Source organism: Stenotrophomonas sp. Steno-Z1 (genome assembly GCF_056393175.1).
In genome coordinates this window covers 1,058,516-1,082,446 of sequence record NZ_JBWJPB010000001.1, presented here as the reverse complement: position 1 = coordinate 1,082,446, position 23,931 = coordinate 1,058,516, and the positions used below count along the sequence as shown (strand labels likewise).

The following is a 23,931-nucleotide window of genomic DNA, read 5'->3' as shown; positions in this document are numbered from 1 at the left end:
CACGAGCCCACCCGCCATGCGCCGCCACGCCGCCCTCACCTTCGCATGTTGCCTGGGCCTGGGCGCACTGGCGGCCACCGCCGCCGCCCACAATGCGCCGGCGGCAAGCAACGCGGCCGCTACGGCGCGCACGGAAAGCGGCGTGCTGCAGGGTGCGCCGTGGCGCATCGATCTGCCGGCGCACTGGAACGGCGAGGTGGTGATGCTCGCGCATGGCTTCGAGCCGGCAGGCACGCCACGCCCTGCCGATTGGCCGGCCAACCCGTCGACCGCCGCCCTGCTCAAGGCGGGTTTCGCGGTGGCCCAGAGCGGCTATGCCAGCCAAGGCTGGGCCGTGGCCGATGCGATCACCGACACCGAACGCCTGCGCGCGCATTTCATCGCCACCCAGCCGACCACGCGCCGGACCTGGGTGCTGGGCTTCTCGATGGGCGGCGCGGTGGCCATCGCCACGCTGGAGCGTTATCCGCAGCACTACGCGGGCGGCGCCTCGCTGTGCGGGGCCAACCTCCCCGGCGAGGTGCTGGCCAGCGAGACGCTGACCACCCTGCTCGCCTTCGATCATTTCTTCCCGCGCGCACGCGGGCTGCCCGCGGCGGGGCTGGCCTCGCCGGCCGCTGCCTCGATCCCGCAGGCCGACCTGTACCCGGCCATCGCCGGCGCGCTGCAGGCCCAGCCAACGGTGGCGGCACGGCTGGCCACGCGGCTGCAGGTCACCGCCGAGCAGTTGCCGGGCACGATCAGCCTGCATGCCCTGGTGCTGCACGACCTGGTCAAGCGCAGCGGCGGCATGCCGGTCGGCAACCGCGACACGGTGTATGCAGGATTCGGCGATGACGCGGCATTCAATGCCGAGGTGCGCCGGCTGGATGCCGACCCCGCCGCGCAGGCGACGCTGCGGCGCGAACTGGGGCTGACCGGCGCGCTGTCGCGGCCGCTGGTGATCCAGTACAACCGCGACGATCCGACCATCAACCCGCGCTTCGAACCGGTCTATCCCGCCCTGGCGGCCAAGGCGGGCGCCGATCCGTTGCCGACCGTGCTGGCCCGTGCCGGCGAAGGCCATTGCGGCTTCTCCGACGACGAGGTGCTGGGCGCGATCCTGGTGCAGTCGACGCTGACGCAGCCCTGACGGCAAGGTCCCGCGCGGCGCTGGCCGGGCAATACCTCAGCGCGTGACGGCGGCGGGCGCACCGGCCTCGGGCTGCGCGGCATCGGCCGCATACTTGCGCTCGATGGCCGCCTCGCGGTCCCGGCGCTGGTCGGCGCACCGTTCGCGGGCCTGGGTGAGGCTGCTTTCGGCGGTCTGGCGCTCCATGCTGATCGACTGCTGCAGGCTGGCCAGCTGGGTACGCACCCCGGACTCATAGGTGGCATTGGCCAGGTTGTCGCGCGGCGCGGCCAGTTGCTGGTTGAGCTCGCCCACCTGCCGCTGGTAGCCGGCGATGCGGCTGTCCACCGGGCCGAAGATGCTCGCCCGCGCCGAGGCCACGCAATTGCGTTCGGCGATGGACGCATCGGACAGGTCGGTGGAGCGGAACACCGCCGTACGCGTGGCGACCTCGGCGGACGAGCGCGTCGCGCCGCGGTTGGAGCGCACGTTGACCTCTTTCGCGCCGGCGCCGCAGGGGTTCTGTGCATAGACAGTCTCGCCGTTGCTGCCGGTGCACCGGTACACCTGGGCGTGGACCTGGCCAGTCGTGCCGGCCGCCAGGCACCCCAAGGCCATCGCCAGCCCGATTCGTCGTGCGTACATGGAGGTACTCCGTTACGTCCCGTGATGGCCCATTCTTGCCCGAGCAATGCCGGGGATGCCAGTGTCCCGGGGGCGACGGTGCGAGCGGAGCCTGGGGCGCGCCCATCGGCCCGCAGCCGCCCACGCGGCGATGGGCACCGATGGGGCTGCCATGTGGCGCCCGGTACTGCAGTGGTTAGAGATGAGCGGTGACATCAAGATGCGCAGGGCGATCGGCTCGCACGGCACCGTGCACGGCGTCGACGGCCTGCAGCAGCGCCACGACGCCGCCCAGACCCTGCCGGCGCTGTTCTGCGACAGCGCCGGCTGCGCCGCACCGCTGATCTTCGTGCCGGCGCGGCCGCGCCCGAAGACGGATCCGGCGTACCCGGCCCCGATGCCCGGTTACTTCGCCCTGGACAAGGGCGCGGCGCACGTGACGGGGTGCCGTTACAACGTGGCCGGGCACCTGGCCGAAGTGCTCGATGCCGCTGCGGCCAGCGACCCGGCGTTCGTGCAGCGGCTGGAGGATGGCCGCCACGAACTGCGCCTGCTCGCGCTGCACCAGGGCCTGAAACGGGGCGGCGGCGCGCTGCCGGAGCAGCAGATGCGCCTCCTGTCCACGCTGTTGGTGCTGCGCGCGATGTGTGGCAACGACGCACTGCTGGCCGACCGCGTGGTGCTGCGGCTGGGCAAGAAGAAGCTGGCCTGGGACGCGTTCTTCCATGACCCGGCGCGCTACGACGAGGCCTGGGCACGGCTGGATGCGGCCAGCAACGAGGTGCCCATGGCCCTGCTCGGCACGGTGCGGTCACACCGCTCGCCGCCTCCGGGCACGGGCGCTGGCGCCACCTTTCTGAACTGCGCACCGAAATACCAGAAGACCGGGGTGATGGATCGCCGGGAGTTCTACGAGGTCAGCGTGGGTCACGACGATGCCGCGTGGCTGCAGCGCTTCCCGGTGGGCGCGGAGATCGTGATGTTCGGACTGTGGCGGCAGGGCAACAGCCACACGTCCACCCGGCCGCACCCCACCGACCCCCGACGCAGCATCACCAACGTGACCCACAAGCTGGCGCTGCGACCGGGTTCGCCGGGCCAGCTGGCCGTGGTGGCCTGAGCAGGCAGGGCGGTGTGTGGACGCGCGCCGCTGCCTCGGCCCGCGGCACCGGCAACGCCCAGGCCAACGCCGCGCGATCACCCGTCCCAGCGCAGGCCCTTGGGATCGCTGCGGAAGCCCGCCGCGCGCAGCGCATCGGTCAGTGCGCTGCGTGCGACCGGCGCGTCGTCGATCAGCTCCAGGGTGAAACGGGCGCGCCGCGTGCGCCCGAGCGCCGCGGCCAGCGCCTGGGCCGCCGCGTCGAGCAGGGTGGCGTCGGCGTCGGCGTCGAGCCACGTCAGGAGGTGCCGGCCGCCCTGCGCCAGGTACATCTGCAGGCGACCACCGACGATGACCACCAGCGCGCCGGCGCGCCGCAGCGGCCGCAGGGAGGCGGTATGCGGTGGCCAGGGCAACACGCTGCCGAACGGATTGGCCGGATCGACCACGGACAGCGCGACGGCGACGCTGGAGCGGCCGGCGCCTGACGCCTCGGCGATCCCGCGCAGCCGGTCCACCGTGGTCCGCTCGGCGAACTGCGCGCCGCCGAGCGTCGCCACGAACCGGCCGCGCAGCACGCGGCCGGCATCCTCCATGCCGCGATACACCTGCTGCAAGGCGGGGAAGCCGCCTGCGATGCCTTCGGCGACGGCCGCGCCGCGGGTGACGATGGCGTGGCGGTCCAACAGCGCGTCGGCCAGGGCCACCGCGCGCAGCGTGTCGCTGGTGGCCTGCCGATGCAGCAACGACCAGCGCCCGGCCAGCGTGGCGGCGGTGAACGCGACCACGCGCGGCGCGTCGTCGTGGGGCGCAAGCGCGGGATCGTGCATCGGGATGCCGCGCACCCGGCTGCTTCGTCGCGAGGTCCTCAGTGCCCGCGGACGCGGCGGCCGCAGTCCGGCCAGCTCACGCAGCGGATTCCAGATGTCGGTGGTGAGGTAGCCGCGCCAGGCGAGGTCCCACAGCGCGGTGTGCAGCGCATCGGGGCTGACCTCCGCGCCCGCCTGCCCCCCGGCGGCGCCAGTCCAGCGCGCCTGCACCGCGGCGGCAAGCTGCCAGGCGAAGTAGGCCCCGCCATCGGCCAGCACCTGCAGGATCGCCTCTTGCAGCGGCGAGTGTTCCGCCGACAGCGGCAGCGGTGGCAAGGACTCGAACGCGAACTCCTGCAGGTGCAGGGAGACCAGCCCATCGTCCTCGCCCAGCCGGCCATGGCCAGACCAGACCACGGCGCCGGTGGCAAGCAACGCGTCGAGCAGCGCCGGCACGTAGTCGTGCACGCGCGCCGGCAGGATCTGGCTTTCCCATACAGAGACAGGCGCCGGCACGCCGGCCAGCAGCTCAACCACACGGGTCACGCCGTCGATGCCGTCCAGCGCACCCGTGGTGGACGCGGTGGCACGGCGTGCGGGCGGCGTTGCATCCGCCACCAGCCCGTGCCGCTCCAACAGCAGCAACGCATACGCCTCGGGCGGCACTGGCCGGGTAGCGTCGCGGGCCGCCTGCAGCGAGCGCATGCGCAGCCGGCGCAGGACGTCCTCGCCGACCCACTCATGGGTGGCCAACGGTGACAGCCCGGCAGGCGACGTGGCCGCATCCTGCTGGCGACGGACGACGCCGAAACTGCCCTTGAGGACGCTGCCCTGCGTGGCAAGCCGCTCCAGCGCCGCGTCGGCCACCGCCACGCCGAGCCCGAATGCAGCGGCCGCCTCGGCGCTGGTGAACGGGCGGTGGGTGCGCGCATAACGCGCGAGCAGCTCACCCAATGGATCGGCGGAGGGCTGCCGGAACACGGCTGGCACCTCGGCCGGGAGCACCACGCCCAGCGCATCGCGCAGGCGCGCGGCGTCTTCGACCGCCGCCCAGCGCATGCTGCCGGCCACGGGCACCTGGATCGCCCGGTGCTCGCGCTCGAGCGCCTGCAGGTGTTGGAGGGCATCGGGCGTGGCGTCGGCGAGGCGCTCGGCCACCGCCGTGACCGACAGCGGCCCGAGCACGCGCAGCAGGTCTGCCACGCCTTCCTTGCCTTTGGCGCGGCGTTCCGGCGCACGCTGTTGCAGGAGATTGCCGACCTGCTCCACCACGGCGGGGTCCAGCAGTTCGCCCAGGTCGACCTGCCCCAGCAGGTCCGCCAACAGGCCGCTGTCGAGCGACAGCACCGACGCACGGCGTTCGGCGAGCGGCACGTCGGTGCCATACATGAACTCGGCGACGTAGCCGAACAGCAGGTTCGCCGCGAACGGCGACGGCACCTCGGTGGTGACCTCGACGATCTCGATGCCGCCTTCGGCCAGCCGCTGCATCAGCGCGGCCAGGGCGTCGAGGTCGTAGACGTCCTGCAGGCACTCGCGCGCGGCCTCGAGGAGGATCGGGAAATCCGGATAGCGTTGCGCGATGGCCAGTAGTTCGCCGGCGCGCAGGCGCTGTTGCCACAGTGGCGAGCGTCGGCCCGGACTACGCCGCGGCAGCAGCAGCGCGCGCGCCGCACACTCGCGGAAACGCGCGGCGAACAGGGCCGAGCCGCCGACCGCCCGGGTCACCTCGTCGCGCAGCCGTTCCGGCTCGAACAGGAACAGCGCCGCACCCGGCAGGCGGCCGGTGGCATCGGGGACGCGCAGCAGGATGCCGTCGTCGCTGGCCACCACCGTCGGGTCCACGCCCCAGCGCTCGCGGATGCGGCCGGCCAGCGCCAATGCCCAGGGATCGTGGACGCGGCGGCCATAGGGCGAATGCAGCATCACCCGCCAGTCGCCGGCTTCGTCGCGGCACCGCTCCACCACCAGCCGGCGGTCGGTGGGCAGCGTGCCGGTGGACTGCCGTTGTTCCTCGACCAGCCCCAGCATGTTGCGGATGGCATTGCCGGCCAGGCCACTGGCCTGCAGCCGCGCGTCCAGCGCCGGCGGAATGGCGCCCTCGCCTCCATCGGCGGCTGCGTCCAGGGCGGCAAGGAACGCGCCTACCGCCGCGCCCAGTTCCGCCGGCCGGCCCACGCCTTCGCCGCGCCAGAACGGCAGCCGCGCCGAGCGCCCGGGCGCCGGGGTGACCACCACCTGGTCATGGGTGATCTGCTCGATGCGCCAGGAGGTCGCGCCGAGGGTGATCACATCATTGACCCGCGACTCGTGCACCATTTCCTCGTCAAGTTCGCCGACGCGGCGCGAGCCGGCGCGCTCTTCGCCTTCGGGCAGCATCACGCTGAACATGCCGCGGTCGGGGATGGTGCCGCCGCTGGTGACCGCCAACTGCTTGGCGCCAGGGCGCGCGCTCAGTTCACCGGTGTGCCGGTTCCAGACCAGGCGCGGGCGGAAGCCGGCGACGTCATCGGAGGGATAGCGCCCGGCGAGCATGTCCAGGGTGGCATCGAACGCGCTGCGCGGCAGCGTGCGGTACGGCGCGGCACGGCGCACGCGGGCATACCAGGCGTCCACGTCCAGCGTGTCCATCGCCGCCGCGGCGACGGTCTGCTGGGCCAGCACGTCCAGCGGATTGCGGGGCGGGTCCACCGCCTCGATGCGGCCGGCCAGCATGCCTTCGATGGCGACCGTCGCGTCGATCAGGTCGCGCCGCGTGCGTGGGTAGACCAGGCCGGTGGAAATGCCGCCGACCTGGTGGCTGGCGCGTCCCACCCGCTGCAGCGCGCTGGCCACCGAGGGCGGCGCGGCGACCTGGATGACCAGGTCGACCAGGCCCATGTCGATGCCCAGTTCCAGGCTGGAGGTGGCCACCACGCAGCGCAGTTCGCCCGACTTCAAGGCCTGCTCGATGTCGCGGCGTTGCTCCTTGGAGACCGAGCCATGGTGCGAACGCGCGATCAGCGCCGGTGCGCCGGCGGTGCGCCCGCTGGTGCCGCCGTTGAAGGATCCGTAGTGCGATGCGGGGTCGGCACTCTCCGCCGCCGATGCCGGCGCGGCGTGCAACGCAGGATCGCGTGCCAGGCGCTCTGCGTACACCTCGTTGAGGCGCGCGGTGAGTTTCTCGGCCACGCCACGCGAGTTGGCGAACACGATGGTGGAGCGCCGCTGCAGGACCTGGTCCAGGATGCTGCTTTCCACGTGGGGCCAGATGGAGCCTACCCGGCCGGGTTCGTCGCCGGCGCGCGCGGGAATGTCGGCCATGTCCTCCACGGGCACCACGATCCGCACGTCCAACTGGCGCGCCGAGGGCGGATTGACCACGGTGACGGGGCGATCGCCACCGAGGAAGGCGGCCACCTGTTCCACCGGCCGCACCGTGGCCGACAGCCCGATCCGCTGCGCCGGTTGCGCCAGCAAGGCGTCCAGGCGCTCCAGGCTCAGCGCCAGGTGGCTGCCGCGCTTGGTGCCGGCCACCGCGTGGATTTCATCGACGATCACGCTGTGTACGCCGCGCAGCGTCTCGCGTGCCTGCGAGGTGAGCATCAGGAACAGCGATTCCGGCGTGGTGATCAGGATGTCCGGCGGCCGCCGCACCAGCCGGGCGCGTTCGGCAGCCGGGGTATCCCCGCTCCGGATACCGACCGAGAGGTTCAGCGCCGGGTCGCCGCGTCGCTCGCGTGCGGCGTTGACGCCCTGCAGGGGAACCTGCAGGTTGCGATGCACGTCGGCACCGAGTGCCTTGATCGGTGAGATGTACAGCACCCGCGTGCCGATGGGCGCAGCGGCAGCGGGCGGCTGCCGTTCGCGCTCGCGGAATAGTTGGTCGATGGCATGCAGGAAGGCGGCCAGCGTCTTGCCCGATCCGGTCGGGGCGATCACCAGCGTATGCGCACCGGCGCCGATGGCCGCCCATGCATGCGCCTGCACCGGCGTGGGAGCATCGAAGGCGGCGGCGAACCAGGCGCGGGTGGCGGGCGCGAACGCGTCCAAGGCCGCGATGGCGGGAGGAACCGGGTCGGACATGATGCCTACTCTACCTACCTGCGCGGGTGCGGTTTCAAGGCGCCACCACCACCGCCCACGTGGGGGCGTGGTCGCTGGCCTTGTCCTGCAGCCGCACCCAGCGGTCTACCCCGGCCTCCTGCAGACCGGCGGCCAAGGGCGCGTTGAGCAGCAGATGATCGATGCGCAGCCCGCGGTCACGCTCGGCATGCTGGCGGAAGTAATCCCAGAACGTATAGATGCGTTCGTCCGGATGGCAGTGGCGCAGTGCGTCAGTCCAGCCCTGCGCCAGCAGCCGCTCGAAGGCCGCGCGCGTTTCCGGCTGGAGCAACGCATCCTTGCGCCAGGCGCGGGGGTCGTACACGTCCTCGTCGGTGGGGATGACGTTGAAGTCGCCCAGGATCGCCACCGGGTGCGGCAGGTCCACCAGCGTCTTGGCGTGCGCGTGCAGGCGCTGCATCCAGCGCAGCTTGTAGTCGAACTTCGGCCCGGGCTGCGGATTGCCGTTGGGCAGGTAGATGCCGGCCACCACGATGCCGTGGATGGCGGCCTCGATGTAGCGGCTCTGCGTGTCGGCCGGCTCGCCCGGCAGGCGCCGCCGGCTCTGCACCGGGGTGACCCCCCTGCCCAGCAACGCCACCCCGTTCCAGCGGCGCTCGCCCAGCCAGAGCGCGCCGTAGCCAGCCGCCTCCAGTTCGGCCACCGGGAACGCCTGGTCCACCGCTTTGAGCTCCTGCAGCGCGACCACGTCCGGGGTTTCTTTGGCCAGCCAGGCCAGCAGCTGCGGCAACCGGTTGCCGATGCCGTTGACGTTGTAGGTGGCAAGTTTCAGTGTTTTCCTGCGCGGCATCCCCGGGCTCCAGGCGGCCAGGACCTGATTAGACGCTGGCGGGCGTCGTCGGCGCGTCACACTGACTGGCGGCTCACAACGACGGCCGTACCCTGCCCGCATGCGCCGCTTCGCCCAAGCCATTGCCGATGCCGCCTCCCTGCCCGGCGGCCTGCCCGTATCGCTGGCCAACGCGCTGGCCGATGCACCGGACCGCTACAACATCGGCAAGAACGGCGTGGCCACCGTGATCGCGCGCGACGGCGATGGCAGCATCGTGCCCGCCGACATGCGCTGGGGCCTGGTGCCGCGCTGGTCGAAAGAGCCGACCACGCCCTACACCACGGTCACCGCACGGCTGGATCGCGCCGCCAGGAGCCGCATCTTCGCCCAGGCCTGGCAGCAGCGGCCGTGCGTGATCGCGATGACCGGTTATTACAAGTGGGACAGGCAACGCAAGCCGCCGTGGCCCCTGTTCGTGCAGCGCACGGACGGGTTGGCGCTGCTGGCCGCCGGGCTCTGGGAGCACTGGGAGCATCCGGACGGCGACCAGATCGACAGCTTCACCGTGCTGACCGCCCCGAACACCGGCATACCCGCCCCGCTCACGCCCGACGGGCCGGTGTTCATCGACGGCAGCGTCGCCATGGCATGGCTGGCCGGCGCACTGCAGGCTCCCGCCGACCTGCGCGCACAGGCGCGCACGCCAGCGCTGGAGGCGTATCCGGTAAGCCGCGCGTTCCGTGATCCGGACCGCGACGACTACACGTTGCTGGAGCCGGTGGATCCCGACGCCGATGCGCCCGCGGACGCGGCCAGCGCCTGGGATGACGATGCCCTGGAAGAAGACGACGGCACCCAGTGACGCGTGCCGATGTCAACGAAAGCGAAAGCGCAGTTGGCGTCGCGTTGACACGAAAAGGAACAGGATCATCTGCCCGAACCTTTCAAACCTCATGAACGGCCGTCCGAATTCTCCCCCCGCACGCAGCCTCATCCTGGTAGTGGAAGATGAGATCCAGCTGTCCAAACTGTTCGTCGAAGTGCTCACCGAGGCCGGCTACGACGTGGTCGCCGCCGACTCCGTTACCGATGCGCTGAGCACGTTGTCCTACCAGCACTTCGATGCCGCCGTGCTGGATATCGAGTTGCGCGATGGCCCGGTGTTCCCCGTGGCCGACCGGCTGGCCGCACTCGGCACGCCTTTCCTGTTCGCCTCGGCGGTCTATTTCCAGATGGTGCCCAAGCAACATCAGGGCACGCCGTTCGTCGGCAAGCCGTTCAACATCGACGAGCTGGTGACCCGCGTCGACGATGCCGTGCGCCGCGGGCGCAGCGGGCCGCCGTTCGGCAAGGCCGCCGACTAGGCGTAAAAAAAGGGCCGCAGCGTGCGGCCCTTCCATGTACATGACCGATGCGCTCACTTGTGCTGCTTGTGTGAGCCGGCATCCTTGGCCTTGGCATCCTTGCCTGGCGCGTTCTTGCGTCCAGCGTCCTGCTGCTGTTGCTTCTGGCCTGCACTGTGGGTGCTGGCGTTGGCCTTCTGATCCTGGGTGGGCGTGCGCTTCATGTCCGACATTGCGTGCTCCAACGCGATGGAATCATCGCGCGATCCACGGTGTGCCCCGCGCGGTGACGAGGCCGTGTTTCCCTCGTCGCGGGGATGAACCCCCGTCAACCGCCGGCGTCGGCCGCCAACTGGTTGATCCGGGCGCACTCGACCACCGCCGGTGGCGACGGCATGCGGGCCAGTTCGATCATGGCCCGTCCGACCGCCGCATTGCTGGTCACCAGCGCAGGCGCAGCCCGCGCGGCCAGCGCCATCACCGGCCCGCCGAACAGGTACAGCGGCTTGAGCAGGGGGTGCCGCGTGCCGGTCCCGGCGACTGGACGCACGCCGCCCGGGCGCAGCATCACAGTGAGGATCGGCAGCGCCGTCAGCGCGGCCTCGGTTTCCCCCTTGATCCGCAGCGGCATGAACCGGCTGTCCGGATCGGCGTGCGCGCCGGAGACGTAGAGGAATCGCCCGGTGGGGTTGGCCGACGCCCACGCCCGGGCCACGGCCAGGGTGGCCGTCAGCGTGACCGCGCGATACTCCGCTTCCGGCGTGCCGATCGGCGGCGCCCCCGCGCAGTAGAAGCACGCCTGGAAACCGGCGAGCTGCTCGCCCAACGCATCGGCGCGGGTGAAATCCGGCAGGACGATCGCGCGCACGCCGTCGGGCAGCCCGCCGGCGTTGCGGACCAGTGCGGTCACGCCCTGCACATGCGGTGAGGCCAGGCAGGCGCGCAACACGCCCTGCCCGACCAGGCCGCTGGCACCGGTGATCAGGACCTGCAGGCGGGAGGGAGTGCTCATGATGCGATTCCTCGACAGGCCAGAACGCTAGAGTTTCACGAAACGCTGCATGCTTCGCGCCAGCCAGCCGCTGAAGCGCAGCGGCGCATCCAGCGCCGAGACGCAGATGCATGGCACGCCTGGCGCGGTGACCGGCTGGTGCTCGACGTCTTCGTCCAGGTCGGCCATGTCGCCCGGGGCAAAGGTGCCGAGCGCATCATTGTAGGCGCCGCGCAGGATCTGGGTGAGCTCGCTCTGGCCGTGGCTGTGCATCGGCAGGCACTTGCCCGGCGCGATGCGCAGCATGATCAGCGAGGGCATGCTGGCCGCGCGGATGCAGTGCACGCCCGGCGCGATCCAGCGCCAGCGCAGCGTGCGCAGCGAGGGCCCGAAGTACGGATGCAGGGACACCGGCAGCGGGTCCGGATGCGACGACGCGGCCGTGTCGCCGGCCACCGGCGTCGCCAGCGGGCGCAGCGGACGCACCGGCGTATCCCGCGCTTCCTCGGCCTCAAGCTGCGCCAGCATCGCCTCGCGCATGGCCGCCTGGCGCGCACTGGCGGGCTCGGGCTGGGTCTGGTCCAGCAGCGCCGCGCCGATCGCCTCGGCATCGCGCAGCAGCTGCCGGCAATGCGCGCAGCCCTCCAGGTGCGCGCTGGCAACCACGCCCAGTGCCGGCGGCAACGCACCGGCGGCGTAGCTCATCAACGTCGATTCGTGCAGGTGGTGGCGAGGGTTCACGGGGCGCTCCGCACGGTGGATTGCAACTGCAGGAACGCACGGCGCAGGTGCGACTTGACCGTACCCAGCGGCAGGCTCAGCGCCTGCGCGATCTCGCTGTGGCTCTTGGCTTCGAAATGCGACATCCGCACCAGCCGTGCCTGGATCGCCGGCAGTTCGTTGATCCGCTGGCGCAGCCGCGCGTGGTCCACGAACTGCTCGGCCGAGGTGCGCTCGGGCGGATCATCCACCGCGGCGGCCTCCACCGCCTCCTGCGCCTGCAACCAGCCGCGCTCGCTGCGGAACCGGTCGATGTGCAGGTTGCGGGCGATGCGGTACAGCCAGGTACCCAGCGCACTGCGCGAGGCATCGAAGTCGGCCGCGTTCAGCCACAGCCGCAACAGGCTCTCCTGCGCCAGTTCCTCGGCGGTGCCATCGGTGGCACCCCGGCCGCGCAGGTAGATGCACAGGCGCGGCATGAAGTGGTCGTAGATCCGGATGAAGCAGTCACGGTCACGCAGGCGCGCCACGCCATCCATGTCCTGCGTCCAGTCGGGAGGGGTCGTTGTGGGCTGCGCGGAGACGGACACGATGCGGGCGGCGTGGAAGGAAAAGGGAGGCGGGTCGGGGTGACGGTACATCTGCAGGGGATGACGCCGTGTGTAGGAGGTCATCAGGTGTACGCGCCACAGGGCCGATTGGATGCAGCCAGATGTCGGCGCCGGGGCCAGGCGCGGCCCACCGGCGCTGTCGACGCCCCCCTGCACGCCGCCGGGACGGCCACTTGCCGATCATGGGGGCCTCCCCCACCCGCCCCCCACCCCCAATGGCCAAGCCCTCCGGCTCCCGTCTTGTCATCTATGCCGCCCTTGCCGGCAACCTGTGCATCGCCATCGCCAAGTTCGTCGCCGCCGGCCTGTCGGGCAGTTCGGCGATGCTCAGCGAAGGCGTCCACTCGCTGGTGGATACCATCAATGAGCTGCTGTTGCTGTATGGCCTGCGCCGCGCCGAGAAGAAGCCGGACACCGTGCATCCGTTCGGCTATGGGCGCGAGCTGTACTTCTGGAGCTTCATCGTGGCCCTGCTGGTGTTCGCCGCCGGTGCCGGCGTGTCGGCCTATGAAGGCATCCAGCACATCCGCCACCCCGAGCCGGCCACCAACCACCTGATCAGCTATTCGGTGCTGGGCATCTCGATCGTGTTCGAGGGGGCGTCGTGGTGGATCGCGCTGCGCGAATTCCGCGCCACCAAGGGCGCGATGGGCTACTTCGAAGCCTTCCGGCGCAGCAAGGACCCGACCACCTTCACCGTGCTGCTGGAAGACAGCGCGGCGCTGCTCGGCCTGGGCTTCGCACTGCTGGGGCTGGTCGCCGCGCAGCTGCTGGACATGCCGGTGCTGGATGGCGTGGCCTCGCTGTGCATTGCCGCGGTGCTGGCGGTCACCGCCTTCCTGCTGGCCCGTGAGACCAAGGGGCTGCTGGTCGGGGAGCCGGCGCACCCGAGCGTGGCCAAGCGCATCCTGGCCGTGGCCAACACCGACCCGGACCTGCGCAACGCCAACGGCGTGACCACCATGCAGATGGGGCCGGACCAGGTGGTTGCCATGCTCAGTGCCGAGTTCGAAGACGCGCGCACCACCCCGCAGATCGAGGCCTGCATCACCCGGATCGAGAAGGCGGTCAAGGCCGAGTACCCGGAGCTGGTCGCGTTGTTCATCAAGCCGCAGACGCCGGAGGTGTTCCATGCGCGGCGCGCGCGACTTGGCGAGGCGGAGTGACAGCCAGCGCACGCGCGCCGGCTGTCCCCCGTGGGGTCAGAACATCTCGCGCACGCTGCGTAGCAGTTCGTTCACGCTGAAGGGCTTGGGCAACAGCGACATGCCGGGACCGAGGAACTCGTGGCGCACTACCGCGCTCTCGGTATACCCGGTCACGAACAGCACCGGCAGGTGCGGGCGAAGCGCACGGGCGGCATCGGCCAACTCCCTGCCGTTCATCCCCGGCAGCCCGACATCGGACAGCAGCAGGTCCACCTCGCGCGTTGAATGCAGCTCCAGCAGGGCCTGTTGCGCGTTGATCGCCTCCACTACCTGGTAGCCGGCCTCCACCAGCATCTCGCGCACCATCACGCGGACCGAGTCGGTATCGTCCACCAGCAGGATGCGTTCGGCGCTGCCACGCGGCACCTGGGTGGGGGCCGCCGTCTGCGTGGTCGCGGCCAGCTCCCCTTCCGGCAGCAGCAGTTCGATCTCGGTGCCCTCGCCGGCCTCGCTGGCGATGCGGGCACTGCCCCCGGACTGACGGGCGAAGCCGTACGTCATCGACAGGCCCAGTCCCGTGCCCTCGCCTTGTGGCTTGGTGGTGAAGAACGGCTCGAAGACCTTGGTGAGCAGCTCCAACGGGATGCCGCGACCGTTGTCGAGCACTTTCACGCTGATGTAGTACCCGGGCGCCAGCTCGTGGTCGCGCTCGATGTGGGTGCGGCCGGCACGGATCCGGATCAGCCCCTGCCCGTCCAGGGCATCGCGCGCATTGATGACCAGGTTGAGGATGACGTTCTCGAACTGGTTGGGGTCTGCCACCGCCACCATCGGCTGCGGGCCGAGCTCCAGCTCCAGCTCGATGTTCTCGCCGATCGAGCGCAGCAGCATGTCCTCCAGCGAGCGGATCCGCGCGACCACGTCGAAGGTCTGCGGGTCCAGCGGCTGCTTGCGGGCAAACGCCAGCATGCGCTGGGTCAGCGCCGCGGCGCGGTGGGCGGAGCCGGTGGCGATCTCGACGTAACGCGAGGCCTTGTCCCATTTCCCGCTGGTGGCGGCGATCTCGATCATGTCCAAACCGGAGATGATCGTGGTCAGCAGGTTGTTGAAGTCGTGCGCGATGCCGCCGGTGAGCTGGCCGAGCGAGTCCATTTTCTGGGCCTGCAGCAGCTCGATCTCGGTGCGTTGCCGCTCGGCGATCTGGAAGGCGAGCTCCGAGGCCGCGCTGGCCAGTTCCTGACGCTGCTCGGACTCGCGCGCATGGTGTTCGGTGATGTCCTCAATCAGCACCACGCCCTGCCCGGAGGCGCGGTACGGCGTTACCCGCCACTCGGTGATGCGCGTCGCCGCATCGGCACGCAGGGCGAACGTGCCCTGCCACCGCTCGCCTTCGGCCAGCGCCACCTTGAGTGCACTCAACGGCGCTGCCTGGTCGGCCAGCAGGGCCTCCAGCGCGCCCGGCCGGCTCGCGTCGACGCCGAGCAGGCGCACGAAGGCCGCGTTGGCGTCCTGCGACTGCAGGCTGGCATCGAGGACGGCGATCGGCGCATTGATCTGGCGGAAGATCTCGCCGAAGCGTGCCTCGGCCTCGCGCAGCGCCTCCTCCGAACGCCGGGCGCGCAACAGGCTGCGCAAGGTGGCCAGCAGCACATCCGGGTCCACCGGATGGATGAGGTAGGCGTCGGCGCCGGCGTTCAGGCCAGTGATCAGGTCGCCGGTGGCGATGGACGCCGCCGAGACATGCACGACCGGCAGCAGCCGCATCCGCGCATCCTCGCGCAACTGGCGCACCACATCGAAACCGCTCATGTCGGGCAGGTTCACATCCAGCACGAGCGCACCGAAATCCTGCTCGGCCAGGCGCGCCAGCCCGTCGCCGCCGGTCCCGGCTTCCTCCACGCGGAATCCGTGGTGTTCCAGCACCCGGCGCACCGCGTAGCGGGTGGCCACGTTGTCATCCACGACCAGGATGCGATCAGGCGTCGGCATGCGAAGCCTCCGCCGCCAGCTTGAGCGGCAACACCACGTAGAACACCGAGCCCTCACCCACCACGCTGTCCACCCCCACGTGCCCGCCGAGCAGCTCGGCGAAGCGCTTGCACAGCGACAGGCCCAGCCCGGTGCCGCGCAACCGTTTCTGCAGCGGCGTATCGACCTGCACGAAGTCCTCGAACAGGGTGGATTGCAGTTCGGCCGGGATGCCGATGCCGGTATCGCGCACGCTGAAGCGCACCGACTCCTCGCCTTCCAGGCAGGCCGAGACGACCACCTGCCCGTTCGGGGTGAACTTCAACGCATTGGAGATGAAGTTGCGCAGGATCTGCGCCAGCTTCTTGTCGTCGGTGTAGAGCATCGGCAGCGCCGGCGGGTCGTCGAACAGCAGGTCCACGTGGTTGCCCTCGGCCAACGGGCGGAACATGCCGCGCAGTGCCGAGAACAGGTCCATGAGGTCGAACCAGGCCGGCGAGATGGTGATGCGCCCGGCCTCGATCTTGGCCAGGTCCAGCAAGTCGTCCACCATCTCGCGCAGCTCGCTGGTGGAGGTGCTGATGAAACGCACCTGACGCCGCTGCTCATCGGTCAGCGGGCCGTCCATGCCGTCTTCGAGCAGTCGCGTCATGCTCAGGATCGAACCGAGCGGCGTGCGGAACTCATGGCTCATGTAGGACAGGAAACGACTCTTGAGCTCCGAGACCTCGCGCAGTTGTTCGGCCTGCTGGTCCAGCTCGGCATACAAGGCCAGCACGCCCTGGTTGGTTTCCTCCAGTTCGGCGCGCAGCGCATCGGCCTGCTGGCGCAGGCGCTGCACCTCGTGGTCATCCGGGGGGGTGCTCAATGCAGGTCTCCAAGGCGCAGGGCGACGATGCCGACGTCATCGCGGCCACGGTCGAAATCGCGTTGCAAAACCGCCACGATCAGGCTCGGGTGGCGGTGGAACAGGCCGGGGTAGTCACGCAGGCTCCATCGCGCCTGCAATCCATCGCTGTGCATGACCAGTAGCGTGCCTGCCGGCGCGTGAAACTGGAAGGGCTGGGCTTTGCGGTACTGCACGCCGACGATGCCCGGGTGGGAGGCCATGCCGCGCGAGCTGGTGGGCTCACAGAGCGAGGCGGCGATATTGCCGATCCCGGCGAACTGGATGCTGCCGGTGTGCATGTCCAGGCTGGCCACGGCCGCCGCACCGCCACGGGTGCCGGACATGCCGGCATGCAGCGCGCCGACCAGGGTCGGCGCGTCGAAGCCACTGGCCTGGCCGGCCGCGGCCACGCCGGCCTGCGCGGCATCCGCGGCGGGCAGCCCGTGGCCGAGGCCATCGATCATCGTCACGGCTACCGCGCTGCCCTGGACGCGCAGGTGCCAGGCATCCCCACACGCCAGCTCATGCCGCATCGGCAGACGCAACGCACCGTAGGGCAGGTCGCAGGCGCCACCGGGGCGCGCGGGATACACCCGCGCCACGATCACCGCGCCCTTCGCGTCGGACCAGGCATCGAACAAGGTGGCCTGACGGCGGATCGCACCGAGGCCATTGCCCTGGGTGCCGCCGGTGGAATAGCCATCGGGCAGGCACTGCGCCAGCGAGAAGCCGGGGCCGTCATCGAGCGTGCACAGTTCCACGCCCGGGCCGGCGCGACCCGCGGCAACGGACAGGTACATGCGCCCGCCATGCGCGTGCTTGACCAGGTTGGTGGCCAACTCGGTCGCCACCAGCGCCACGCGCGCGGCATCGGTCTCGTCGAAGCCGACCTGCCCGGCAAGCGCCAGCGCCTCGCGCCGTGCCTGCCCCACCTGCGAGGTCTCTTCGATCACCACGACCCGCGTCAGGTGCCCGGCAAAGGTCAGGTCCATTTGGTGATCGTGATGCGCGTACCTGCGCCCGGTGCGCTGTCCAGGTCGAACTCATCCACCAGCCGGCGCGAGCCGGACAACCCCAGCCCCATGCCCGACCCGGACGACCAGCCATCGGTAAGCGCCTGTGCCAGATCCGGGATGCCCGGGCCCTGGTCGGCAAAAACCAGGCGCACGCCCTTGCGCAGGCCGCTTTCGAGGATTTCCCACTCCATCGTGCCGCCGCCGCCGTAGATCACCGCGTTGCGTGCCAGCTCGCTGGCGGCGGTGACCAGCTTGGTCTGGTCGATCAGGCGCAGATTGCAGGCCACGGCCACCTGGCGCGCGGTCTGGCGCGCCAGGACCACGTCCTGCTCGATCCGGATCGGCAGGGTCCCACTGGCCGCGGTCATGGCGTCAGGTCATCGGAACGCTGCAACAACTGCATGCCGCGCTCGACATTGAGTGCAGTGCGCACGCCGCTCAAGGTGAGGCCCAGCTCCACCAGGGTGATGGCCACCGCCGGCTGCATGCCCACCACGACGGTGGTGGCATCCATGATCCGGGCGATGGAGGAAATGGTGGAGATCATGCGGCCGATGAAGGAGTCCACGATGTCCAGCGCGGAGATGTCGATCAACACGCCCCGGGCGGAGGTGCGACGGATCTTTTCGCTGAGGTCGTCCTGCAGGGTCAGCGCAAGCTGGTCATGCATGTCCACCTGGATGGTCACCAGCAGCAGATCGCCCATCTGCAGGATCGGGATCCGTTCCATGTCAGCGCTCTGCCCGCACCACCGTCTGCCCGGTGCGCTTGAGCGCCAGGGCAAGCGCGTCGGCCAGGTTGGCCTTGGTCACGATGCCCTGCAGGTCCAGCCCGAGGTGCACGATGGTCTGGGCAATCTGCGGGCGCACACCGCTGATGATCGCATCGGCGCCCATCAGGCGGATCGCGGTGACCGTCTTCAACAGATGCTGGGCCACCAGGGTGTCCACCGTGGGCACGCCGGTGATGTCGATGATGGCGATCTCCGAGCCGGTGTCGACGATGCGCTGCAGCAGCGACTCCATCACCACCTGGGTGCGCTGCGAATCGAGCGTGCCGATCATCGGCAGCGCCAGCACGCCCTCCCACAGCTTCACCACCGGGGTGGACAGCTCCAGCATTTCCTCCTGCTGGCGCTGGATCACATCCTCGCGGGTCTTCTGGAACGCCTGCACGCTGTGCAGGCCGAGCAGGTCGAGCAGTTCGGAGATCGCCCACAGCTGGTCGGCCAGCTGCGCCGAATCGTCGGCGTAGCCCTGCTGGATCAGCTCGAACAAGGGTCGCTTGAGCGAGAACAGGAAGCTGGCGGTCTCGGCCGAATTGAATCCCTTCAGCACGCGGTCGCGGGACAGGGTCTCGAGAAAGCGCCGGATCTCCTGCCACTCCGGGCCGGCCAGGCTACCGGTGTTGGCGGACAGGGCGTCCAGCAGCAGGCGCCACAGTTCGCGCGCCTGGCTGTCCAGTTCGCGCGCGGACAACCGGGCGTCGTGGGCCTGGCTCCCTGCCGCCAGATGCTGCAGCCATTGCGACACCACCTGGTCATGGTGGCTGCGGATAAGATCGATCGTGCGCTGCTGCAAAGCCGCCATGGAGGGTCCTGATGAGAAATGGAGAGAGAAAGAGCCTCCCTTCATGGCAATGAATGGGGGCCGGGACGCGAGCTTAAATCAATTCAGGTAGCTGAGGACATACGTTGCAGCGCCAGATGTGAAGGGCGCATGCACGTGCCTGACTAGTTCAGAAATAACGCCCCCGAATCCATCCTGTCGCCGTGCCGATCTCGCCCCTCCGGCATGCGCGGCCCCTCCCCCAGCGCCGGCGCGGGTGCCGGCGGGAAAGAGAGACCGCGTGGGCCGCCACGCCCCACTGTCGGGCGCAGGCTGTGCCGTCAGGCAGCCGCAGGCGCGCGCGCGCGGCGGCTGGCAAGCAGGGCCATGCTGCGTTCGGGCAGCGTGAGCCCGCCCTGTGCGTCCAGCGCCGGCGCAGGGCTGTCGACACTGGTCAGCAATACCCGCCAGGGCCGCTCCGGCACCCCGGGCACGTCGAAGCGCACCTCGCCGTGCCCAGCATTGAACAGCAGCAGCAGCGTTTCGTGCTCGGGGCCGGGTTCGTGGCTGTGGGCGTCGTTGCCCCCCAGCTTCAACATCAGCACCCGCGCCTCCGGATCGTTCCAGTCCGCCTCGTGCATCGGCCCGCCATCGGCGCGCAGCCACTCGATCGCGGTGTCGGCCACGTCGTCGCGCGCTTCGAGGAAACGCCCGCGCCGCAACTGCGGGTAGCGGCGCCGCAGCTTCAGCGCCTTGCGCACGAACGCCGCCTGCTGCGCGCCGGCCGCCGAGCCCGCCTGCGCCCAGTCCAGCCAGGTCAGCTCGTTGTCCTGGCAGTAGGCGTTGTTGTTGCCCTGCTGGGTGCGCCCGAACTCGTCGCCGGCCAGCAGCATCGGCGTGCCCTGCGAGAACAACAGGCTGGCCAGCAGGTTGCGCATCTGCCGCGCCCGCAGCGCCAGCACCGCCGCGTCCTCGGTGGGGCCCTCCACGCCATGGTTCCAGGAGATGTTGTGGTCGCTGCCGTCGCGCCCGTCTTCGCCGTTGGCCTCGTTGTGCTTGTCGTTGTAACTGACCAGGTCGTGGAGGGTGAACCCATCGTGGGCGGTGACGAAATTGATCGATGCCGCCGGTCGCCGGCCCTTGTGGTTGAACAGGTCGGCCGAGCCCATGATGCGCGTGGCGAACTCGGCCAACTGGCCGCCATCGCCACGCCACAGCGCGCGTACGTTGTCACGGAACTTGTCGTTCCATTCGGCCCAGCCTGGCGCGAACTGGCCCAACTGGTAGCCGCCCGGGCCGATGTCCCACGGCTCGGCGATCAGCTTCACCTGGCTCAGCACCGGGTCCTGGCGCACCGCGTCGAGGAAACTGCCGGACGGATCGAAGCCGGAGCGCTCGCGGCCCAGGATGGTGGCCAGGTCGAAGCGGAAGCCGTCCACGTGCATGTCCTGCACCCAGTAGCGAAGCGAGTCCATCACCATGCGCAGCGCGCCGGCGTTGGTCAGGTCGAAGGTGTTGCCGGTGCCGGTATCGTTGATGTAATAGCGCGGGTCGTCGGCGAGCCGGTAGTAGCTGGCGTTGTCGATGCCCTTGAACGACAACGTCGGCCCCAGCTCGTTGCCTTCGGCAGTGTGGTTGTAGACCACGTCCAGGATCACTTCCAGGCCCGCCGCGTGCACACCGGCCACCATCTGCTTGAACTCGGCGATGGCGTTGGTGGACAGCAGGCGCGGGTCCGGCGCGAAGAAGGCCAGCGTGTTGTAGCCCCAGTAGTTGCGCAGCCCGCGCTCCAGCAGGTGCTGGTCGTCCACATGCGCATGAATGGGCAGCAGCTCCAGCGCGGTGGCACCGAGGTGCCTGAGATGGTCCAGCACGCCATCGTGCTTGAGCGCGGAGAACGTGCCGCGCGCCGCTTCGGCCACGTCCGGGTGCCGCATCGTGAGCCCACGCACATGCGCTTCGTAGATCACCGTATCTTCCCAGGCCACGCACGGTGGACGGTCATGGCCCCAAGTGAAGGCCGGATCGACCACCGCGCACTTGGGCATGAACGGCGCGCTGTCGCGCTTGTCGAAACTCAGGTCCTTGTCGCGGTGCCCGATGCTGTAGCCGAACAGGGCCGGCGCCCATTTCAACTGTCCGACGATCTGCCTGGCGTACGGGTCCAGCAGCAGTTTGTTCGGATTGAAGCGATGGCCGGCGTCCGGCGCATAAGGCCCATGCACGCGGTAGCCGTAGCGCTGGCCGGGGCGAGCGTCGGGCAGGTAACCGTGCCAGATCTCGTCGGTGTACTCGGGCAGCACGATCCGCTCCACCTCGCGCCCGCGCTCGTTGAACAGGCACAGCTCCACCTTGGTGGCGTGGCGGCTGTACAGCGAGAAATTGACGCCCACGCCGTCCCATGTGGCGCCGAGCGGGAACGGGCGGCCGGCGCGAACGCGCGAGCCCGGTACAGTGGGATGGGCGCTCATTGGCTGCCCTCCTTGCCGGCGGCGGCTTGCAGTTCGGCCTGCAGCAACCGCTCGGCCATCAGCCAATGGCGCACGCCCTGCCCGTCCGGGCGGCCTTCGGCCTCCCAGATCTGGCGGGCCAGTTCTTCGATGCGTTCGCGTCGTTCTTGTTCTTGCATGGGTCCGGGCTTCATGGGTGGATCAACACGGTCACGGGGCTGTCCGCAGACAGCGCCCGCAGCGGAGCAAAGGCGTTCTGAATGTCTACAGGCAGTCCGGTGAGCACGTTGCGATAGCGCGCTACTGGGATCTCGACGCGTGCCGCGCCCCAGAACCGCGCCGGCAACGCGGCAGTAGCGCGCGGCGCCGGGCCTGCGGTGGTATCGATGGCCACCACCAGCACCACGCGCTGCTGGCCGTGCTCACGGCAGAGCGCCAGCACGCGGTCCGGCGCGGTGGTGCGCAGAGGGCGGTAATCCCCGTGGGCGAACAGCGCCGGCCAGCGACGGCGCACCTGCAGCAGCGCGTGCAGCAGCCGCGCCTTGACCGCACCGTCATGCCAATCGTTGAGCAGTTGCGGCCACGGCCGGGCATCGTCCAACAGTCGCCGCCGCGCGGCGTAGTCCACCGGTCGCCGGTTGTCCGGGTCGACCAGGGACAGGTCCCAGCCTTCGGTGCCCTGATAAAGATCCGCAACACCCGGCACGGTCAGGCGCAGCGCGGTCTGCGCCAGGCTCAGGCGGGCACCCGCCGGCGCCACCCGCATCACGGCCGCGTGCAGTACCTGCCGCAGCGCCTGCCCGGCCGATGCCTCGCAGACGTTGCGGAGCACTTTCCCGGCAGCCGCTTCATAGGCTGCATCCGGATCGCGCCAACTGCTGCGCAATCCGCCCTCGCGCAGCGCCTTGCGCTGCCAGCCGAGCAGGCGCGGCAGCAGGTCGTCCGGCACCTGCCGACCGTGCGCCGGCCATGCCGCCACCAGCGTCTGCCACAGCATCTGGCGGTCGCCGGGATGGAGCGACGACCCGCCCAGTGGCAGCCCCAGGCGGTCCAGCCGGCGCGTGATCGTGCGCCACCACATCGGCCAGTGAGACAGCACCGCCAGTCGCATGCGCGCGTCTTCGCCGCGCTTGTGGTCGTGGGTGGCGGTGGCCAGCAGCGCGCGCGGGTGGGCGCGGCCGCGCTCGGCTGCCCGTGCGTGGAAGTCGTTCGGCAGCAGGCCGCGCCGCGCGGGATGGGTCCCGACCTCGTTGCGCGACAGTTGCGCCGCATACCGGTAGAAGCTGCAATCCTCAACGGCCTTGGCATTGAGCGGTGCGCTGAGCAACTGGACCTGTTGGCGCAGACGCAGCAGCCCGGACGGAGCACCCGCCGACGGGGCCTGCAGCATCCACCCCAAGACGTGGGTGATGACGCCGGCCACCGCGGGATCGGCGCCGGCGCGCGCGGCGGTTGCGGCCTGCGCCCAGACCGCCTCGTCTGCGGGCCCGGCGGCGGCGTCGGTGAGGTAGCTGCGGTACACCGGGAAGTACGCCAACAGGCGCGCGATCGCGGTCGCCAGCAGCGCGCTGCCGAAATCGGCGGCCGCCCCGCCCTCTTCCTCGGCCACCCTGGCTGCCAGGGCGACCAGCGCGTCGAACTCCGCGCGCAGCCCGTTGTCGAGCACCTCGGCGCGCGCCTGCCGCTCGACCTGCTCCACGCTGCGCGGGTCCGCCGTCAGTTGGCGCCAGTGCTGGTCCAGCACCCGGCCGCCGCCGATGTCATGCAGCACCGCGCCGGCCTCGTCCATGAAGTCGTAGCCGGTGCTGCCATCGCAGGGCCAGTCGGCGGGAAGCCGCTCGTCTGGGCCGAGGATCTTCTCCACCCACAGCCCCAGCGTACCGGCCGGCAGCTGTTGCCCGGCACCGGCCACGTCGAGTGCACCGCGCAGCCGCCGCAGGTAGGCGGCGGGGTCGCGCAGGCCATCCACGTGGTCGACGCGGACGCCATCGATGACGCCCTCCGCGGCCAACCGCAACGGCAGCGCATGCACGGCATCGAAGACCTCGGTGCGCTCCATCTGCAATGCCGCCAGCGCGGTAACCGTGAAAAATCGCCGGTAATTGACCCGGGTATCGCCACTGCGCCACCACGCCAGGCGATAGGCCTGCGCGGCGAGCAAGGCGGACATGGCCTGCGTGGACGGCTCGGGTCCCGCATCGGGCAGGGCCTGGGTGGCCAACGGGTAGCGGCTACCGGCAAGCGCCAGCCAGGCATCCCCGGCGGCATCCCGTTCCACATGCAGCCGGCGCTCGGCCAATGCCGTCGCCAGCGGCCTGTCCAACACCGGCAGCCACAGCTTGCCGTGGCGACCCGGTGCCTGCCAGTCGATGTCGAACCACGCCGCATACCGGCTGTCCCGGCCGCGCAGCAGCACGTCGGCCCAGTACGGGTTGCTCAGGTGCGCCGCCACGTGGTTGGGCACGATGTCCACGATCAGGCCCATCCCGTGGGCACGCGCCTGCGCGGCCAAACGGAGCAGCGCGGGTTCGCCGCCCAGCGCCGGGCTGACCACGGTTGGATCGATCACGTCGTAGCCATGCGTGGACCCCTCCACGGCGCGGGTGATCGGCGACAGGTACAGGTGGCTGACGCCCAGCGCGGCGTAGTAGTCGACCTGCGCACGGGCGTCATCGAAGGTGAACCCGGCATGCAACTGCACCCGTGCGGTGGCGCGGAACGGGACCATG

At 70.3% G+C, this 23,931-nt stretch carries 21 protein-coding genes; 5 read left to right on the top strand and 16 right to left on the bottom strand.

Going from position 1 to position 23,931, the window contains the following annotated elements; all coding sequences use genetic code 11:
- The first annotated feature begins 16 nt into the window (after nucleotides 1-16).
- Nucleotides 17-1,132, top strand: coding sequence for an alpha/beta hydrolase family protein (locus tag AC06FD_RS04685; protein WP_478077104.1), 1,116 nt, complete (start codon nucleotides 17-19; stop codon nucleotides 1,130-1,132).
- A 36-nt stretch (nucleotides 1,133-1,168) separates the two neighbouring features.
- Here AC06FD_RS04685 and AC06FD_RS04680 read toward each other — a convergent pair whose 3' ends face one another.
- Nucleotides 1,169-1,756 carry a DUF4124 domain-containing protein gene (locus tag AC06FD_RS04680; RefSeq protein WP_478077103.1) on the bottom strand — a complete coding sequence of 196 codons (588 nt, stop codon included), beginning with the start codon at nucleotides 1,754-1,756 and terminating at the stop codon, nucleotides 1,169-1,171.
- A 181-nt stretch (nucleotides 1,757-1,937) separates the two neighbouring features.
- Between AC06FD_RS04680 and AC06FD_RS04675 the strand changes: the two genes are divergently transcribed.
- A complete protein-coding gene (locus AC06FD_RS04675) occupies nucleotides 1,938-2,855 on the top strand; it encodes a hypothetical protein (protein WP_478077102.1) in 918 nt (305 codons plus the stop codon).
- A 77-nt stretch (nucleotides 2,856-2,932) separates the two neighbouring features.
- Here the strand turns inward: AC06FD_RS04675 and AC06FD_RS04670 are convergent, their stop codons facing one another.
- The gene (locus tag AC06FD_RS04670; RefSeq protein WP_478077101.1) at nucleotides 2,933-7,708 is read right to left on the bottom strand and encodes an ATP-dependent helicase; all 4,776 of its coding nucleotides are present in this window, start codon (nucleotides 7,706-7,708) and stop codon (nucleotides 2,933-2,935) included.
- A gap of 34 nt (nucleotides 7,709-7,742) precedes the next feature.
- Nucleotides 7,743-8,537 carry an exodeoxyribonuclease III gene (xth, locus tag AC06FD_RS04665; RefSeq protein ID WP_478077100.1) on the bottom strand — a complete coding sequence of 265 codons (795 nt, stop codon included), beginning with the start codon at nucleotides 8,535-8,537 and terminating at the stop codon, nucleotides 7,743-7,745.
- Nucleotides 8,538-8,637: 100 nt separating this feature from the next.
- On the opposite strand from xth, the gene AC06FD_RS04660 reads away from it, so the two are divergent.
- The gene (locus AC06FD_RS04660) at nucleotides 8,638-9,381 is read left to right on the top strand and encodes an SOS response-associated peptidase (protein ID WP_478077099.1); all 744 of its coding nucleotides are present in this window, start codon (nucleotides 8,638-8,640) and stop codon (nucleotides 9,379-9,381) included.
- A 91-nt stretch (nucleotides 9,382-9,472) separates the two neighbouring features.
- Nucleotides 9,473-9,883, top strand: coding sequence for a response regulator transcription factor (locus tag AC06FD_RS04655; RefSeq protein ID WP_259203040.1), 411 nt, complete (start codon nucleotides 9,473-9,475; stop codon nucleotides 9,881-9,883).
- A gap of 53 nt (nucleotides 9,884-9,936) precedes the next feature.
- Here the strand turns inward: AC06FD_RS04655 and AC06FD_RS04650 are convergent, their stop codons facing one another.
- The 4 genes from AC06FD_RS04650 to AC06FD_RS04635 all read right to left on the bottom strand — a co-directional run bounded on the left by AC06FD_RS04650 (nucleotide 9,937) and on the right by AC06FD_RS04635 (nucleotide 12,214).
- Nucleotides 9,937-10,095 carry a hypothetical protein gene (locus AC06FD_RS04650; RefSeq protein WP_394163504.1) on the bottom strand — a complete coding sequence of 53 codons (159 nt, stop codon included), beginning with the start codon at nucleotides 10,093-10,095 and terminating at the stop codon, nucleotides 9,937-9,939.
- Between the two features lie 95 nt (nucleotides 10,096-10,190).
- Nucleotides 10,191-10,874, bottom strand: coding sequence for an NAD(P)H-binding protein (locus AC06FD_RS04645; protein ID WP_478077098.1), 684 nt, complete (start codon nucleotides 10,872-10,874; stop codon nucleotides 10,191-10,193).
- A 27-nt stretch (nucleotides 10,875-10,901) separates the two neighbouring features.
- The gene (locus AC06FD_RS04640) at nucleotides 10,902-11,594 is read right to left on the bottom strand and encodes a ChrR family anti-sigma-E factor (protein ID WP_259203043.1); all 693 of its coding nucleotides are present in this window, start codon (nucleotides 11,592-11,594) and stop codon (nucleotides 10,902-10,904) included.
- Nucleotides 11,591-12,214: a sigma-70 family RNA polymerase sigma factor gene (locus tag AC06FD_RS04635; RefSeq protein WP_310439316.1), complete on the bottom strand. Its 624-nt coding sequence runs from the start codon at nucleotides 12,212-12,214 to the stop codon at nucleotides 11,591-11,593. Before AC06FD_RS04635 ends, AC06FD_RS04640 begins: the two co-directional genes overlap by 4 nt.
- 185 nt (nucleotides 12,215-12,399) lie before the next feature.
- On the opposite strand from AC06FD_RS04635, the gene AC06FD_RS04630 reads away from it, so the two are divergent.
- Complete coding sequence (locus tag AC06FD_RS04630; RefSeq protein WP_259203047.1) at nucleotides 12,400-13,350, top strand: cation diffusion facilitator family transporter; 951 nt, start codon at nucleotides 12,400-12,402, stop codon at nucleotides 13,348-13,350.
- A 36-nt stretch (nucleotides 13,351-13,386) separates the two neighbouring features.
- On the opposite strand, the gene AC06FD_RS04625 is transcribed toward AC06FD_RS04630, so the two are convergent.
- The 9 genes from AC06FD_RS04625 to treY form a co-directional block, all read right to left on the bottom strand.
- Complete coding sequence (locus tag AC06FD_RS04625; RefSeq protein WP_478077097.1) at nucleotides 13,387-15,321, bottom strand: response regulator; 1,935 nt, start codon at nucleotides 15,319-15,321, stop codon at nucleotides 13,387-13,389.
- Nucleotides 15,308-16,168 (bottom strand): sensor histidine kinase, encoded by an 861-nt coding sequence (locus AC06FD_RS04620; RefSeq protein ID WP_478077096.1) that lies wholly within the window; start codon nucleotides 16,166-16,168, stop codon nucleotides 15,308-15,310. Before AC06FD_RS04620 ends, AC06FD_RS04625 begins: the two co-directional genes overlap by 14 nt.
- Complete coding sequence (locus tag AC06FD_RS04615) at nucleotides 16,165-17,181, bottom strand: ATP-binding protein (RefSeq protein WP_478077095.1); 1,017 nt, start codon at nucleotides 17,179-17,181, stop codon at nucleotides 16,165-16,167. Before AC06FD_RS04615 ends, AC06FD_RS04620 begins: the two co-directional genes overlap by 4 nt.
- Nucleotides 17,172-17,573, bottom strand: a complete 402-nt coding sequence (locus AC06FD_RS04610; RefSeq protein ID WP_259203051.1) for an anti-sigma regulatory factor — start codon at nucleotides 17,571-17,573, stop codon at nucleotides 17,172-17,174. The genes AC06FD_RS04615 and AC06FD_RS04610 overlap by 10 nt, the downstream gene beginning before the upstream one ends.
- Nucleotides 17,570-17,935, bottom strand: a complete 366-nt coding sequence (locus AC06FD_RS04605; protein WP_259203052.1) for an STAS domain-containing protein — start codon at nucleotides 17,933-17,935, stop codon at nucleotides 17,570-17,572. Before AC06FD_RS04605 ends, AC06FD_RS04610 begins: the two co-directional genes overlap by 4 nt.
- Nucleotide 17,936: 1 nt before the next feature.
- Nucleotides 17,937-18,794 carry an STAS domain-containing protein gene (locus tag AC06FD_RS04600; RefSeq protein ID WP_259203053.1) on the bottom strand — a complete coding sequence of 286 codons (858 nt, stop codon included), beginning with the start codon at nucleotides 18,792-18,794 and terminating at the stop codon, nucleotides 17,937-17,939.
- A 299-nt stretch (nucleotides 18,795-19,093) separates the two neighbouring features.
- Nucleotides 19,094-21,223, bottom strand: coding sequence for a glycogen debranching protein GlgX (glgX, locus tag AC06FD_RS04595; protein WP_259203054.1), 2,130 nt, complete (start codon nucleotides 21,221-21,223; stop codon nucleotides 19,094-19,096).
- Complete coding sequence (locus AC06FD_RS04590; protein WP_259203055.1) at nucleotides 21,220-21,381, bottom strand: DUF2934 domain-containing protein; 162 nt, start codon at nucleotides 21,379-21,381, stop codon at nucleotides 21,220-21,222. The genes glgX and AC06FD_RS04590 overlap by 4 nt, the downstream gene beginning before the upstream one ends.
- A gap of 11 nt (nucleotides 21,382-21,392) precedes the next feature.
- On the bottom strand, nucleotides 21,393-23,930 hold the full coding sequence (gene treY, locus AC06FD_RS04585; RefSeq protein ID WP_478077094.1) for a malto-oligosyltrehalose synthase: 2,538 nt from the start codon (nucleotides 23,928-23,930) through the stop codon (nucleotides 21,393-21,395).
- Nucleotide 23,931: the final 1 nt, after the last annotated feature.